The 14673-nt window shown below is 54.7% G+C and carries 13 protein-coding genes; 5 read left to right on the top strand and 8 right to left on the bottom strand.

Annotated elements, in window-relative coordinates; genetic code table 11:
• Nucleotides 1–151: 151 nt before the first annotated feature.
• From HQN87_RS15795 to HQN87_RS15785, 3 genes are read right to left on the bottom strand one after another with little or no spacing between them, the layout of a single operon-like run.
• The gene (locus HQN87_RS15795; protein WP_173135154.1) at nt 152–1234 is read right to left on the bottom strand and encodes a mannose-1-phosphate guanylyltransferase; all 1083 of its coding nucleotides are present in this window, start codon (nt 1232–1234) and stop codon (nt 152–154) included.
• Nucleotides 1227–2333 (bottom strand): glycosyltransferase, encoded by a 1107-nt coding sequence (locus HQN87_RS15790; RefSeq protein ID WP_173135151.1) that lies wholly within the window; start codon nt 2331–2333, stop codon nt 1227–1229. Before HQN87_RS15790 ends, HQN87_RS15795 begins: the two co-directional genes overlap by 8 nt.
• A complete protein-coding gene (locus tag HQN87_RS15785) occupies nt 2333–3514 on the bottom strand; it encodes a glycosyltransferase family 4 protein (RefSeq protein ID WP_173135148.1) in 1182 nt (393 codons plus the stop codon). Before HQN87_RS15785 ends, HQN87_RS15790 begins: the two co-directional genes overlap by 1 nt.
• A 200-nt stretch (nt 3515–3714) precedes the next feature.
• Here HQN87_RS15785 and HQN87_RS15780 point away from each other — a divergent pair, with 200 nt between their 5' ends.
• From HQN87_RS15780 to HQN87_RS15770, 3 genes are all read left to right on the top strand, one after another.
• Nucleotides 3715–4011 (top strand): helix-turn-helix domain-containing protein, encoded by a 297-nt coding sequence (locus tag HQN87_RS15780; protein ID WP_173135145.1) that lies wholly within the window; start codon nt 3715–3717, stop codon nt 4009–4011.
• Nucleotides 3977–4924, top strand: a complete 948-nt coding sequence (locus tag HQN87_RS15775) for a DUF1861 family protein (protein WP_173135142.1) — start codon at nt 3977–3979, stop codon at nt 4922–4924. Before HQN87_RS15780 ends, HQN87_RS15775 begins: the two co-directional genes overlap by 35 nt.
• Nucleotides 4925–5008: 84 nt before the next feature.
• Complete coding sequence (locus HQN87_RS15770) at nt 5009–5593, top strand: 50S ribosomal protein L25 (protein WP_173135139.1); 585 nt, start codon at nt 5009–5011, stop codon at nt 5591–5593.
• Between the two features lie 139 nt (nt 5594–5732).
• Here HQN87_RS15770 and HQN87_RS15765 read toward each other — a convergent pair whose 3' ends face one another.
• From HQN87_RS15765 to HQN87_RS15755, 3 genes are all read right to left on the bottom strand, one after another.
• A complete protein-coding gene (locus HQN87_RS15765) occupies nt 5733–8081 on the bottom strand; it encodes an ATP-dependent helicase (protein WP_173135136.1) in 2349 nt (782 codons plus the stop codon).
• Nucleotides 8082–8132: 51 nt separating this feature from the next.
• Nucleotides 8133–8588, bottom strand: a complete 456-nt coding sequence (locus HQN87_RS15760) for an Imm30 family immunity protein (RefSeq protein ID WP_173135133.1) — start codon at nt 8586–8588, stop codon at nt 8133–8135.
• Nucleotides 8589–8877: 289 nt separating this feature from the next.
• A complete protein-coding gene (locus HQN87_RS15755; RefSeq protein WP_173135130.1) occupies nt 8878–9741 on the bottom strand; it encodes a Cof-type HAD-IIB family hydrolase in 864 nt (287 codons plus the stop codon).
• Between the two features lie 300 nt (nt 9742–10041).
• Between HQN87_RS15755 and HQN87_RS15750 the strand changes: the two genes are divergently transcribed.
• On the top strand, nt 10042–11283 hold the full coding sequence (locus tag HQN87_RS15750; RefSeq protein WP_173135126.1) for a DUF445 domain-containing protein: 1242 nt from the start codon (nt 10042–10044) through the stop codon (nt 11281–11283).
• Between the two features lie 152 nt (nt 11284–11435).
• Here the strand turns inward: HQN87_RS15750 and HQN87_RS15745 are convergent, their stop codons facing one another.
• On the bottom strand, nt 11436–12542 hold the full coding sequence (locus HQN87_RS15745) for a glycosyltransferase family 4 protein (RefSeq protein WP_173135123.1): 1107 nt from the start codon (nt 12540–12542) through the stop codon (nt 11436–11438).
• A 102-nt stretch (nt 12543–12644) separates the two neighbouring features.
• Entirely contained in the window at nt 12645–13466 is an 822-nt protein-coding gene (locus HQN87_RS15740; protein ID WP_173135119.1) for a hypothetical protein, read from the bottom strand.
• A gap of 347 nt (nt 13467–13813) precedes the next feature.
• Here HQN87_RS15740 and HQN87_RS15735 point away from each other — a divergent pair, with 347 nt between their 5' ends.
• Entirely contained in the window at nt 13814–14440 is a 627-nt protein-coding gene (locus tag HQN87_RS15735) for a C39 family peptidase (protein WP_173135115.1), read from the top strand.
• The last annotated feature ends 233 nt before the right edge of the window (nt 14441–14673 follow it).

The following is a 14673-nucleotide window of genomic DNA, read 5'->3' as shown; positions in this document are numbered from 1 at the left end:
AGGACGATTCTTGCAGTTTCTACAACAATTCCTCGAACACCCAGCTATCTAATAATCACAGTTGCATAACGTGCAACATTTATGTTAACCGTGCTACTAAGTAATTTTTCTCCATCATACTAAGAAGTCTTCATTCTGCCGGTGACATCACCTATACATATTCCAGCATGCCCTTGTCCTTGAGCAGATCAACAATGTCTTTGACCGACTGTGCTTTATCCTTGGGGCAGATCATGACGGCATCCCCGGTGTCCGCGATGATGAAGCCGTCTACGCCAATGGTGGTGATCAGCCGCCCGTTGCCATAGATGATGGAATTGCGGGTGTCGATGCCGACATGATTAGCCTTGATAATATTGCCTTCATCATCAGGCGGGAAGATGGCGCCGAGCGCGTCCCAGCTGCCGATATCATTCCAGCCGAACTGGCCGGACAGCACCACTACTTCATCAGAACGTTCGAGTATGCCGTAGTCAATCGAGATATTCTGCAGCAGCGGATAGATCCGGTTAATCGTCTCCTGCTCCCGGGCTGTACCGAGCGCTTCACTAATCGGCAGCATCGTATTATACAGCCGCGGCAGATAACGCTTGAAGTTATCAATAATGACCGAGGTTTTCCAGATGAAAATCCCGCTGTTCCAGAGATAATTGCCTGAGGCCAGATACCCCTGTGCCTTCTTGAAATCCGGCTTCTCCACGAATTCAGCTACATCGTATACAGCAACCGGCTGGACGGCGATCGGCTCTTGATCATAAGCAATGTAGCCGTAGCCGGTGGACGGGAAGGTCGGTTTGATCCCGATCGTGACAATGGCGTCACTCTCCATCGCAACGGTGCAGGCTTCGTCCAGCGTAAGCCGGAACTGGGGCTCATCGGTAATATAATGATCAGAAGGCAGGACAACCATTAAGGAATCCCCCTCACTCATCTGCTGGATGGAGAAGGCGGCGAACAGGATGCTTGCTGAAGTATTCCGGGCCACAGGCTCGATCAGAATATTACTCTTCTGCACACTGCTGTGCATGATGCTCTCTAGCAGGACTGCCTGGGTGCGGTTCGTCACAATAACGGTATTCTCCTGCGGGATGATGCCCTTGAAGCGTTCGATCGTATCATTCAGCATAATATCGTTGCCGCTGATGTTCAGCAGCTGCTTGGGAATTTCCTGTCTGGACAATGGCCAGAAGCGGGTACCGCCTCCGCCTGCGAGGATCGTTGCATATTTATTCATGGTGAGTCACCAGATGGGCAATCGTGAAGGAGATGATACTCTCCGATCCCTGATTGAGGTTCAGCCCCGAGCTGTGAATCCCGTCGTAGCAAGCCCCGGTCTGGGGATCGATCAGGGAGAGCTGCAAGGAATTATGTCCCGTGTACCAGGCGTAGCATAATTCAGCCTGCTTCAGATAAGCCGGCTCCTGCAGCACTGCGGCAGCCTCCCGGCAGGCGAGCAGCATCTCGCAGGCTTCGATCGGCTGCTCGTCATAGAGAGCAGGCTTGCCGCCGCGCAGCAGCCAGCCATGGCTGCCGATAGGCCGGTAATAGCCTTCCGGTGCGAAGGTCATGGAGATCAGGAAGTCTAGACTTTCTGTCGCTGTTACACGAAGCTCAGGATTGCCGGAGAGCGTGGCAGCCTTAAGCAGCGCCCAGGGCAGCATCGAATTTCCGTATGTCAGGCTGTCTTCGTACCAGTTCCAGCCCCCGCCCTTGGTATGATTGTACTGGTCATTCAGCCGGAGCGCTACAGATTCTATAAGCTCTTGAATGTAGGCTTCAGGCAGGAAGTCCCGCTCCTCTTCTGTACTTGGTATATGCGGATAAGGGAAGGAGTAGGTGAGTGCTCCCGGAGTCTCAAGCAAATAGCTGAGGCCGATAACGGCATAGCCCAAGGCCCGGGGAGAGCGCAGGCCAGCGATATGCGGCAGTGCCTGGTTGATCAGATACCGGCAGGTATTCAGCAGATTATCCGGCAGAATGGAAGAGTGGGAGAGTACGAACCCCAGCGCCCAGAGTGTGCGCCCCTGGCAATCCTCGGAGCCGCGCTCCTCCAGGAAGGAACGGCTGTAGTCCATGAAGTTCCGGAAGTTGCCCTCTTCATTCTGGGCATGATGGACGAATGAGAGATACGTATGAATCAGACCGAGTGAGGCGGTGTCCTGATTCTGCCGGTACATCAGCACGGCTGCGATTAATGCCCGCGCATTGTCATCGGTCGTGTAGCCCTTGGCACGGTCGGGAACACCGAATTTCGTATGCTGGAAAATGCCCGTGTCATCGGTTATTTGCTTCAGATAGCCGGTATTGAACTGTAACACCGCTGGCGCCTGCATCAGATCACACTCCGGTCAGCCGGTGTGGCAAGGCCTATAATGTCCTGGAAGATAGCGGCATAGGTCTTCGCAACCTCACTCCACATCATTGTACTGCCGAGTGCCTGTGTACGCTGTTCCATATCCCGGACTTTGGCCGGACTGTCCAGCAGCTCTAGAATACAGGCCTCCAGGGAAGCTGAATCGCGGAATTCCGCCAGCAGTCCTCTGCCTCCGGCAAGCATTTCTTCGGCATAGCGGTAAGGGGTGGAGATAATCACTCTGCCATAGCCGACTCCATAAGCGAGCGTTCCGCTGACGGCCTGTTCCTTGCCCAGATAAGGAGTCATATATATATCCGACATCACCAGGGACTCAATGACCTCTTCCTGGGTCAGCAGCTTGTCGACGAACAGCACATTATTGACCAGGTCTAATTCATGCACCAGATCGGTCAGCTTTTGACGGTATACTTCACCGATCTCCTGTTTGACCACCGGGTGCGTCTTGCCCCAGATGATATAGAGCGCGTCAGGATGCTGCTTCACTACTCCGCTCATAGCCTCAATCGCATATTCAATGCCCTTGCCGGGACTCAGGAAGCCGAAGGTCGAGAGGATTTTGCGTTCGCCGAACTTGTATTGAAGCTTCAGCTCTGCACGGGTGGAGGTCTGGACAAAAGGAACGCCGTGATGAATGAATGCTATTTTGGCGGCGTTAATATGATAGACAGAGATCAGATCTTCTACGGTGGACTGGGCCATGGTGACCACCTTGACGCTTCCTTCGGCGAGCCGGGTGATAATCTCATGCTGCTTGGGGGTAGGCTTGGTTAAGACGGTATGGAAGATAACCACGTAAGGGACCTCAAGCTCCTTAGTGAACTGTAGCAGATATTCGCCGCTCTCTCCGCCGTATATGCCGAATTCATGCTGAATGACTAGCAGATCGGTATCTGACTGGTTGATGTCCCTGGCTGATTCTATATAATCAGATAGCTGATGTTGGTTAATTTCCCGCATGACCTGGTCCGTGTAACGGTAGTTTCCGTTGTTATTCATGGCGATAATGCGCGGTTTGTTGAAGCCCTGAAGCTTCGTGAATTCATCCAGCAGATCCTGGGTGAAGGTAGCAATTCCGCATTCTCTAGGCAGGCTGGTGGACAGGAAAACAATGTTTTTGTTGCGGTTGCTGTGGTTCATAATAGAAAGCCTCCCTATGATTATCGAACTTTTGGGGACAAAAAAAGAAAATAAAGAGGACTTTATTTTCCGGGGATGAGTGGTATAAAATTTTGTTTCTGCAAATTATTTCCTGCCCAAACTATAACATGACCATTTAATCTTGTCAATTTATTGACTCCCTTGAAATCACCGGATATAGTGATGTAGGAGGTGTATGGATGCCAGTCATACGCAGTAAGTTGAGTGAGGTTATGGAGAAGCATGACCCGAAATTATCAATCCGTAAGCTAGCGAAGGACATTAATTACCATTTCGATTCCGTCCGGCGGATGTACAAAGACGAGATGGTGCAGTATCCCCGCGATCTGCTGCTGAAGCTGTGTTCGTATTTCAATATTCAGCCCGGAGAATTGATCCGGATGGAATCCGATGAGAACGATTGGGACATAGATAAGACAAATGAATATGAGGAGGAAGGCAATGACAAGGAGCCCGGCGAAGACAGCAACCTGTAATGAACTGCTGGATACCTTTTATGCCAATCTCCGTACCGTGCACGTGGAGAAGCTGGTCTTCTCCGGTGTGGGCGGGCGTGATGTCTACAATATAACGGCTCCGTTCCCGCATGACGGGGAGGAAGTGATCTTGGGAAGAGTTGAGGAACGGGATAGCGAGTTCTCTCAAGTCTTCTTTTTTACATCCGGCGAAGATGGGGTATGGGTTCCCCGTGCGCATACCCATACCTATAATCTGCAGGACCCGTGCGTAACCCGCGTTAAGGGAGAACTGATTGTCGGCGGAGTTGAAGTGATTACGGCCGGGGATAACCCGTCCAAGATAGTCTCCTGGGTTACCCAGTTCTACCGGGGATACCGGATCGACTCACTGCATCACTTCTCCTCCGGTCCGGGGCTGATGAAGGATATCCGGCTGATTGAGCTTCAGGATGGCAGAATCGGCGTATTGACCAGACCGCAGGGAGAGCGGGGCGGCAGGGGGCAGATTGGCTTCACCATTATTGATTCCCTGGAGGAGCTGCATGAACAGACCTTCCTGGAGGCGGAGATTCTGCAGCAGCAGTTCGTGCCGGAAGAGTGGGGCGGAGCCAATGAAGCCCATCTGCTGCGCAATGGCCATATAGGTGTACTCGGGCATATTGCCTGCTTCGGCCGCTCCGGGCAGAAGCACTACTATTCCATGGTGTTCTCGCTTAATCCGGGTACCTTTGAAACCACTCCGGTCAAAATCATCGCGGCCAGAAGCGATTTCCCCATCGGTCCGGGGAAACGTCCCGAGCTTCAGGATGTCATCTTCAGCGGCGGTCTGGTGCGCGGAGCGGACGGCCGGGCGGTGTTGTCTGTAGGCGTCAGCGATGCGGAAGCCTATAGAATCGAGATCCCGGATCCTTTTGCCGAATATGAAGTCTGATTGCCGCAGGTTTGACTAGATTCTATGGTCATGTTACACTTGATATGACAAGAATTTATGGTCGAAGAGAGCGGGAACCAAGCAATGAGTAAATTTATTCAACTAAGCAATCGTACGTCTGATACGAAGTCCAACCTGAATGTGGCAAGACAGCAGGGCCGCATCCCGGCTGTACTGTACGGAATTGGTAAAGATACTCTTAGTCTTGAAGTGAACGAGAAGGAACTGCTGGAAGTGCTGAGAACGAATCCGCGGGCGATCCTGCAAGGGAAATTGACCGACGGTACAACCGTTCCGGTAGTGGTTCAGAACATCCAGAAGCAGTCGATGTCCGGTAAAGTGCTGCATATTGATTTCCAGCATGTAAATATGAGCATCAGCATGGACAGTAAGGTGACTATTCATTTTGCAGGCGAAGCTGCCGGCGTCAAAGAAGGCGGCGTTCTGCAGGTGGAAATCTATGAAGTAGAAGTCCGCTGTATGCCGGGCAATCTGCCCACTTCCATGGAAGTGGATATCAGCAGCCTTGCCATCGGCGACCAATTGCTGGTGTCGGATCTGATTTTCCAGGATGGCATTGAAGTGCTGACCGATCCAAGTACGGTCATGATTCAGATCAAGACTGTACATGAAGAAGCTGAAGAACCGGTAGAAGTTACTCCGGCTTAAATACAAGAATGACGAAATAACCCCTTTCAGCAGGATCAGCGGGGAACTCATGGGTGCATGAGTCCGCTGTTCTGTGCTGCAAGGGGTTATTTGTGTTGTCTATCAGACTGGAGATTCCGCTGTAGCAGCGAAAGGCCAGTTATACAGGGACTTCCCGGGTGCTTTTCTCCATCGGGGACTTGCAGAGCGGGCAGGGCTTCGAGGCCAGATGATCCTCAGCCCCGCCTGCCTTCATCCGGGTCCAGCCCGGGCAGGCCTTGCCGGTACATGTCCAGACCGGGACGGTCTGCGTTCTCGCTGCGGCCGAACCCGGGCTGGAACCCGTAGTATAGCTGCTGCGCACGCTAGGGGGTCTGCCTCCAGTGGCCGGAGCAGGCGCTTGCGGCTGAACGGCCGAACGGAAGGCTGAGAGCATGAAGCGCGAGACCTCGGCCTTCTTGCCCCGGTGCCTTGCAGGCGAGCTGATGAACAGCTCCTCCTTGGCCCGGGTAACGGCAACATAGGCGAGTCTGCGTTCCTCCTCTAGCAGCGCGATGCCCGCTTCGGCTGCGGCTCTGGCCGAAGCTGTGCTGATCACCGTTACCGAAGCCTTCCCTGGCTTACGGTCCTTGGGGCGGGCCTCCTCCAAGGCGGAGCTGTGCGGAAGAATGCCCTCGGAGGCTCCAATCAGAAAGACCACGGGGAACTCCAGCCCTTTGGATTTGTGGATGGTCATGAGCGCAACCCGGTTGCCCTGCTCCTTCAGGCCCGGCTGCCGGTTCAGCTCATTGCGCTCCGTCACGTTGCTGATGAACTCGAGGAACAGCGGAATCGTGCCGAACCGCTCCGCCGATGCCTCAAGCTCGTCCAGCATCTCCTTCAGCGTCTCGCGGTGCAGGGTGGCCTGATGCCGCTCGCTGCCTTCGATGAAGTAATCATAGAAGACGGTGCGGATCTGCCGGATTGCCTGCACCGGCGTCAGCTCGCGCAGGCCGCGGATCAGGTCCAGCCGCTCGCGCAGCTTAACGCCTTTGAAATCCTCCATGCCCGGCATCGACAGCAGATGGATCAGCGGGCCTTGCTTCGCCTGCACGGCCTCCATGCGCCGGATATGGTCCATTCCCTTGTCGCGGCTTATATAAAGGGTCGGCAGAATATTCTCCATGGCGGCGAAGTCCCGGCGGTTGACCGACAGGCGCAGGTGATCCAGCACCGGGGAGATCAGCCAATGCTCGTAGAGCAGCTGGCCTTCGCCATAATCTATATATGGGATATCGCGCAGCAGCAGCAGCTCCAGGATTGCCCGGTTGCTGCTGGTAGCGCGGTATAACAGGGCGAAATCCCGGTATTCCCTGGCTCCGCTCTCAATTTCACGCTCTATATGCTCGACAATCTGCCCGGCTTCGTCATCCGCCGTTAGCGGACGCAGATAACGGGGCGGCTTGCCGGTGCTGCGGGCCGCTTGCAGCGTCTTGGTCCGGCGCCGTGAATTATGGCGGATAATTCCGTTGCCGAGGCCGATGATCGCCGGACCGGAACGGTAGTTAATATCCAGGGTAATCACCTTTGCCTGCGGATACAGCTTCTCGAACTCCAGGATGAACTCGCTGCGAGCGCCGTTGAAGGAGTAGATTGTCTGGTCATCGTCACCGACCACCATCAGATTATCCTGCGGATGTGCAATCATCTTCACCAGCTCATATTGCAGCGCGTTCGTATCCTGGAACTCATCGACCATGACGTACTGATACTGCTGCTGCAACTCCCGCAGCAGCCCCGGCTGTTCCCGGAGCATCCGGTAGGCGATCAGCAGCACATCGTCGAAGTCGATTTTGAAATGGTCGGCCTTCCACTGCTCATACCGCGCGAGAATGGCCTTCACTTCCTTCTCCTCCTCGGTAGCCTCCGGCAGATGCTCCGGCAGGCCCATATTCATCTTGCAGGCGGAGAGCAGCGTGAGCAGATTCTCCGGGGGATAGGCATCCTTGGGCAGTCCAAGCTCACGCATAATCTGCTTCAGCAGAATGTGCTGGCGGCGGGTCTCGTGAAAAATCTCCTGCCGCAGCCCCTGCCGCCGCAGGAAATATAGAAAGAACGAGTGGAATGTGCGCGCCTGCAGGCGCGCGGCATCCCCCTCGTGCACCCCGGGCAGCAGGGCGATCCGCTCACGCATCTCTGCTGCTGCCTTGCTGGAGAAGGTCAGCAGCAGCAGGCGGCCGGGGGCGATGCCGCGCACAGACAGCAAATACCCGGTTCTGCAGATCAGCACCGAGGTTTTGCCGGAGCCTGCTCCAGCCAGCGTCAGCAGCGGTCCGAGATGATGCCGCACCGCTGCGATCTGCGGCGGGTTCAGCAGAATGCCGCCTTCCTCCAGCCTGCGGAAATAAGCCGCGTCGCTGTCCCCCGGCTGTACGGTCTCCCGGCTTGTCCGGGCGGAGGCTACCTTCGCCTGCGGTATATTCTCACCGCTGGCCCCCAGCGGGATATTATGAAATATGAGCTTGTTCATTGAGTTCACCTTCATTTGCTCCTTGAGTCAATTTGACCAGTATATCCCGGATCATTTCAGTCTGGCCAGAATGTAATTCACCTTGCGCTCGTACAGCCGGGGCTGATCTTCCTTGATCTCCTCCAGCAGGAAGGCCAGGCATTGACGGATTCTTGGCGGCATACGTACTGCGATCTCTGCATAATCCTTGCGGTAGCTGTCATCCTGCAGAATTCGTTGATTCAGCACAATCGCCCAGTTGCGGGCATGCTCCAGCATCTCCGGCAGCGACTCCAGCAATTGGGTCAGGTACATCTCCATCTGGACACTCTCTACAAAATGAACCAGGCTGAACATCATTTCTTCCTGCTCGGTATCATCATCGAATACCTTGAAGATCTGGTGAATGACGGCATCCTCCGTATCACCGGCCAGACTCTCCAGCGCCTGATCGAACTGCTCGCATTCCAGCTCAGTGCGCAGCAGCCGGTTGTCATACAGCCGGGCAATCCCGGGGTATAGGTCCATAGGTGATTCCTCCTAAGCAAAAAATAACGCCATTTTTCATATAGTCCAATTTTTGACAGCTAAGATTAATATATTGGACAAGGATTAGCTGATTCTAGCAGCTGTACAAATATAAGTGAGGTCTGGAGGGATATCATGTTTATTCCTGTTCTGATGGAATTATCCACAGCCGAGCGGCTCACGCTCATGCTATATCTTGCAATCAACCTGGGTGCTATATCATTGTGCTGCTTCCGGCGCTCAGGAACCAACCGCCGCTAAGAAGAGCAGCCTTCACCAAGAAGGCTGTTCACCCCTTATTCAGAAGATGCCGCAGTCCCGCTGCTACACCATTCTCTGTATTGCTTGACGTAATGAAGTCGGCAGTTTGCTTAAGAACGGGTGCGGCATTCTCCATGGCAATCTTGTACCCCGCCATCTCAAACATAGGCAGATCATTGTAGCTGTCGCCCATAACGGCCACTTGCGCCGCAGGAATGCCATAACGGGCAGCCAGCAGGCTTACCCCGGCGCCTTTATTCGCATCCGTATGATTGATCTCAATATTATTGACATGCGATGCGGTAATAATCAGTCCGGGAATGGCGGCGAACCGCGTAGAGGCTTCTTTCAGCAGTTCACGGTTCAGGGAGAATACCAGGGTTTTGTAGATCAGATTCTCCTCCTTGCTCCAGATTTCCTCCATATTCTCCACATAGGTTACCGCCGCCTGCTGGAATTGCTGGTCGATCATCGCTTGAAGCAGCCAGCCCAGCTCCTCCGGCACCTCATCCTCCTTAAGGGAAGCCAGCTTCTCCAGCTGTACCCGCTTATCCAGCTCTACATACACGTTATCCTCTGTGTACACCTCATAATACAATTCAGGTATTTCGTTCATCCAGCGCAGCGCGGGAATAATATCCTGTTTGTTCAGCGGAGTGCTTGCCGCCACGCTCCGGTCAGACAAGGTGACAACAGCACCGTTAAGACTCACCACGGGACACTCCAGATCAGCCAGCCGCAGTTGCCGCTCAGCATCCATGTAGGACCGGCCTGTAGCGATAATCACGATATGTCCCAGGCTCTGTGCGTGAAGAATGGCCTCTTTGTTCTCCTTACTGATTTCCCCCTCCCCGTTTAGCAGTGTCCCGTCCATATCCAGTGCAATAAGCATAATTGTATATCTCCTGTCCTGTCTATTTATTGTAGGTACCCCTTCAAGGGTGTGAGAGCTTTGCCTGTATTTTATCATTATTTATCTGAAAATTAAAAATCAAAGTATTCGTTAGCAGCCTTTCAGGACAGACTGATTGCTGGCAGGCAGTGTGCGGGATTTTCAGAAAAGAGTATTCGCGTGGTACAATAAAAGGCAGGCCTGCAACCTGGTAACCTGGGGGGCTCCTGCTGAATGCGATATGGACGATTTCCGGGCGAAGGCGGCTTGGGGTCGTTAGGTAAGGGGGATAATATACTTATGAAATCCAGAAATTTAGCTACAATATCTCTTGCGATTATGGCCTGCGGATTCCTGTTCACCTTGTTTCTGCCGGAGAATCTGGCGGTTATACTGCTGAGAGGTGGCTTTGAGGCAGGGCTCGTCGGAGGAATCGCCGACTGGTTTGCCGTAACAGCCTTGTTCCGTCATCCGCTGGGTCTGAGAATTCCGCATACCTCACTGCTGCTGAAGAACCGGGATAAGCTGATCCAGTCCCTGATCTCTGCCATGGAGAATGAGCTGCTGAATAAGGAGAGCATTGAGAATAAGCTGCGCAAAATCAACATAATCTCCATAGGCGCCACCGTGCTGACACGCTTCTTCTCCAGAAGAAAAGCGCGCATGGAAATGCTGGAGCAGCTTAAGGGATTCGTGCTGCGGCTTCCGGTGGAGAATGCGGTTCCGTATCTTCAATCGGCGGCCGCAGCCTATCTGCGTGAAGCCAAGCTTGGCGTAGCTGCAGATTCCATTGCTACCAGTCTGATGAATGACGGCAAGGACATTGCCGCTCTTGATTTCGCGCTGGAGGGGATCTCCTCCTGGAGCGGGCGCCCGGAGACACGGGCGATGCTGGGCAAGATCGCCAGCGAGAAGCTGGCCGAGGTGAAGCTTGGCGGGCTGAAGGGGATGGCTTTCCAGGCTTTTGTGGGGTTCGTGGATGCCGACATGCTGGGTGAAATGCTCCAGGGTATGGTGCAATCGACCATCCGTGACTTCAAGGAAGAGGATAGCCCTTACCGTGAGGAGGTTATCCGGGAGATCCGGGTGGCTCTGTTCCAGCTGTTAAGCGACGAAGAACGGATCGAATCGCTGAGAATCTGGGCGCTGAACGAGCTTCAAGGGGAGGCTGCCGCCACATTTCTTCTTCAGCAGCTCGAAGGGCTGCGCGGTAAGGCGGTCTCGCTGCTGGATGAAGACCGGGCACGGGGCGGCCGCAAGCTGTTCAGGCTGTATGCCATGCTGGTCCGGCGGATCGGCCGGGAGCAGGAGTGGATTCAGACTTCTGAGGAGCGGATTCGCGGTACGCTGATCTCCTTCGTAGAAGCGAATCATTACCGGATCGGGCAGCTGGTCAAGGAGAACCTGGATCAGATGGATGATGCCTCTCTGGTGAATATGCTGGAGGAGAAGGTCGGCAAGGATCTGCAATGGATTCGTGTTAACGGGGCCGTATGCGGCTTTGTGGTAGGGCTTGTACTTACAGTGATCCAGTTGATCTGACCATGGAATAACATAGATAGGGCAGAGGCAGCAAGGCGTTCCCCCGGGCCATCCGAGAAGATGGCACCGGTGTGGGCGCTTTGCTGCCTCTTTCATTTGATCTATCGCCAATAATGGCAATTCAGAGGCGCTGTACAGACAGCCTCCTCTGATTATTGTGAAGGAACCAGCTTAAGGTAGATATTCTCCAGCAATTCAACGGTATGCTGCCATTCGTACATCTGCAGAGCATCGTTTCTACCCTGAAGTCCGATGCTTGCGGCAAGGGCCGGATTACGGCCGATCTGCAGCATGAGCCTGGCAAAAGGAGCAGGGTCCCTGTATTGCTTCACCAGGTACCCGTTACGGCCCGAATCAATAATCTCCCGGATTCCGCCGTTGCTGGAGGCGATGACCGGCAGGCCGGAGGCCATGGCCTCCACATTGACCAGCCCGAAGGCTTCATGGCGCTGGGAGGGACAGATGAAGCAGTCGGCTGCCTGGTATAGACTGTGAATCTCCTCGTGCGGGATATTGCCGAGGAAGATCACCTGGACGCCCAGCCGCCGGGCGAGTGACTTCAGCTGCCGCAGATACGGCGGCTGCCCCCTGCCTGCGATCAGCAGCCGGGCAGGCATATGCTGCTTCAGGCGGCGCATGGCCCGGATCAGCACATTCACTCCCTTGCGCGGAATGACCCGGCCCACGAACAGGACCGTGAAGCCGGGGGGCAGACCGTACAGCGTTCGGAGGCGTGTCTTCTCCTGTGATGACACAGGGATGAAGCGCGACAGGTCCGCTCCCAGAGGAACAACGCTGAGCTTGCTGCGGATGCCGGGGAAGCGGCGGGTTAGCCGCTGCTGTAAGGAGCGGCTGTTGGCTGCGACCGCGTCTGCCAGGGCAAGGCTGCGGGCAATTTCGGGCCTAGCGGGCACGAACGTCAGAGAATGGAGGAACGCCAGCACCGGAGTGCCGGGGTGCTGCCGCTTCACGGCAGCCAGCAGCAGCGGCCGGTTATCAATCTGAATAAGATCATACGGCTCGGCGGCTTCCAGATATCCGAGGACGGAGCTGCGGTACCGGGAAGGGGTGCCGGAAGGCAGCCGGATGAACCTTACCTGCTCGGTCTCGGCTGTGTCAGGGAGTCCGGGGGCTCTCCGGCTCACAATGGTTACCTTATGTCTCCGGGCCAGTCTCCGCGCGATATTCCAGATGCAAATCTCCACAGAGCCGTTCCCTGGAACCGCGAACTGTTCCGGTGCAATAAGGCAGATACGCATTGTGGATCTCCCCTCCCGCTGCATAATAGGTGATGTCCTTAACCTAACATATGCGTTCATGCCTGCGGAAGACACTGAAGCCGCAGAGAGCCGTCTGTCACTCTAGCTCCTGGTCTGCTTAAGAGTGGTGGCAATGACTCCGGCGACAGCCTGCTCATACTCTATAATCTTCAGCTTACCGGCTGCAATCTGCCTGTACCCGGAGACCATAGAGGATAAGGATTGCCCGGCCAGGGCTGGATTCTGCTTGCGGATTGCCGATTTGAAATCACTCCAGTCTGCGGTAAGCCGCTTGTTCAGCGCAGAGACTGCGCTTTTCTGCGACTTGATGGCGCTCTGCGGTCTGTCAATGCCTGCCAGGGTCTTGCGTGCTGCGGCCATCCGGCGGGTGCGGGTATCCTTCGCGGCCTTGAGCAGTGCCTCCTTGTCGCGTATCTCCTGGCGGGCTATTTGGACAAGCAGCTTCATGGCCTCAGACTGCGCCTTCAGGACGGAGTTCAGCGTCTTGTCCTTCAAGCCTTTGAGCAGGGAGATCCGCTTGTTGAGCGCGCTGTATTGATCGAACAGCGGCTGATAACGTTCCTTGGCACTGGCGACGGCTGCGCTCTGCCGTGTCACGGAAGCCAGATCAATGTTCTTGATGGACTCCCGGACTGCATTCAGCGCCTCTGCATTCTGATCGTGAAGAGTCCGGATCTGCACTTCCCGGCTGTCATATTGGGCAGACAGGGCGGTTAGTTCACTGAACTGGCTCTTCAGCCGGGCACGGACAGTACTGTCCGCCGTTGCCGCCGTCAGGTCAAAAGAAGCCTGGACAGATGAGGTGATCACCGTTGCCGATGCAGAAGCAGAACCGGCAGGGGACGTCAGGGCAATGATCAGGCACAGCAGCAACAGGCAGCCAGTCTTGTACAACTTGTTCATTTCATTCCTCCGTTTGTTGTCCATGTCCCCGAAACACAAAGAAGCACCCGCAGCAGAGGCCAACAGGCCTCTGTTACGGGTGCTTCCAGCGTAACGAGTCATGAATATGTATTTAACTTTTAATATAGGGACAAATTCTAGATTAGTCAATATTTACAATTTTAACTGTCTCTGTGCAAGGGAGGCTCTCCGTTTCATTCCGTGCCTGTCTTAGCGTATACTGTGAGAGTAGAACGACAAGCGAAGAACAGCAGAGGGTCTGCAGCAGCGCGGGGCCCCAGATGAAGGAGGCCGTATATAATGGAACACTTGGATGGGCGCTCTATTCAGAACATTAGGAGGCTGCTATGAGCCGGAAGCCTTCCGGGCCGCGGCTCAAGGCAGAGGCGTATACCCAGTGGGAGACGGGGGTCGCTGCGCCTTCCTCTGCCTGCGGTCCGGCAACCATGGCCGCTCTTTTGGAATATTGGCACTCGCATAAGGGCAGGGTGTTTGTTCCGGGGTTCCGTCATTTTGGCTCCAAGGCCGCGCATATCAACTACATCTATACCCATCATGGCGGCACGCCCTGGGGAATGAGCGTACGCAGCCTTGTCAGAGGCCTCCGGGCGTATATCCGTCAAGCGGCTCCTCCTGGAGAGGACCGCAACAGACGGGTTAAGGTATCTGTATTCAACGATATCGGGCGTTACAGAGCCGAGATTGATGCTGCGCGGCCTGTAGCCCTCAAATTCGATAAGTGGTTCAGCTTCCGCTGGCGGGGAAGCTATGTCTATGATTATCATTGGGTGCTGGGAATCGGTTATGAGGATCAGGCGGACGGCTCCTGTACGCTCGTTGTCCATGACAACGGGGTGCGGCATCCGGGCGGCGCATATACCCCGGGCCGAGAACGGCAGATTTCGTATACAGCGAATACAAGCATACTTACGATGGTCTCGCTGGACCTGCCGGGAATCCAGGAAGTCCCGTAAGCCCGGCGGCACATTGGCAGACAACCATAAGCAACAGGGGTGCCAGGGTTACAAAGCGGACAGGGCGGGCAGAGCAGGTACCGTCCTCTTTCTGCTTTTCGGCATCCTGGTGCGGTTGAGTTCAAACGTTTGCACTAAAGAGAAGATTAGGATAAAATTTCATATGGAGAGAAGAAGTATTGTATAAATACCAGGAGTTGTGCCGTATATTTAGTTAAAGGTAAAGGAGGCGG

The sequence above is a fragment of the Paenibacillus tritici genome (assembly GCF_013204885.1).
In the GTDB taxonomy this organism is placed as follows: Bacteria; Bacillota; Bacilli; order Paenibacillales; family Paenibacillaceae; genus Paenibacillus_AQ; species Paenibacillus_AQ tritici.
Note: the sequence above shows the minus strand (reverse complement) of the source record. Positions and strands in the feature narration are given on the sequence as shown.

Coding starts and splice junctions, on each gene's coding strand:
- HQN87_RS15785 (WP_173135148.1), bottom strand. CDS start 3,514: ATGAACCACAGCAACCGCAACAAAAACATTGTTTTCCTGTCCACCAGC.
- HQN87_RS15745 (WP_173135123.1), bottom strand. CDS start 12,542: ATGCGTATCTGCCTTATTGCACCGGAACAGTTCGCGGTTCCAGGGAAC.
- HQN87_RS15740 (WP_173135119.1), bottom strand. CDS start 13,466: ATGAACAAGTTGTACAAGACTGGCTGCCTGTTGCTGCTGTGCCTGATC.
- HQN87_RS15795 (WP_173135154.1), bottom strand. CDS start 1,234: ATGAATAAATATGCAACGATCCTCGCAGGCGGAGGCGGTACCCGCTTC.
- HQN87_RS15790 (WP_173135151.1), bottom strand. CDS start 2,333: ATGCAGGCGCCAGCGGTGTTACAGTTCAATACCGGCTATCTGAAGCAA.
- HQN87_RS15780 (WP_173135145.1), top strand. CDS start 3,715: ATGCCAGTCATACGCAGTAAGTTGAGTGAGGTTATGGAGAAGCATGAC.
- HQN87_RS15765 (WP_173135136.1), bottom strand. CDS start 8,081: ATGAACAAGCTCATATTTCATAATATCCCGCTGGGGGCCAGCGGTGAG.
- HQN87_RS15770 (WP_173135139.1), top strand. CDS start 5,009: ATGAGTAAATTTATTCAACTAAGCAATCGTACGTCTGATACGAAGTCC.
- HQN87_RS15760 (WP_173135133.1), bottom strand. CDS start 8,588: ATGGACCTATACCCCGGGATTGCCCGGCTGTATGACAACCGGCTGCTG.
- HQN87_RS15750 (WP_173135126.1), top strand. CDS start 10,042: ATGAAATCCAGAAATTTAGCTACAATATCTCTTGCGATTATGGCCTGC.
- HQN87_RS15775 (WP_173135142.1), top strand. CDS start 3,977: ATGACAAGGAGCCCGGCGAAGACAGCAACCTGTAATGAACTGCTGGAT.
- HQN87_RS15755 (WP_173135130.1), bottom strand. CDS start 9,741: ATGCTTATTGCACTGGATATGGACGGGACACTGCTAAACGGGGAGGGG.
- HQN87_RS15735 (WP_173135115.1), top strand. CDS start 13,814: ATGAGCCGGAAGCCTTCCGGGCCGCGGCTCAAGGCAGAGGCGTATACC.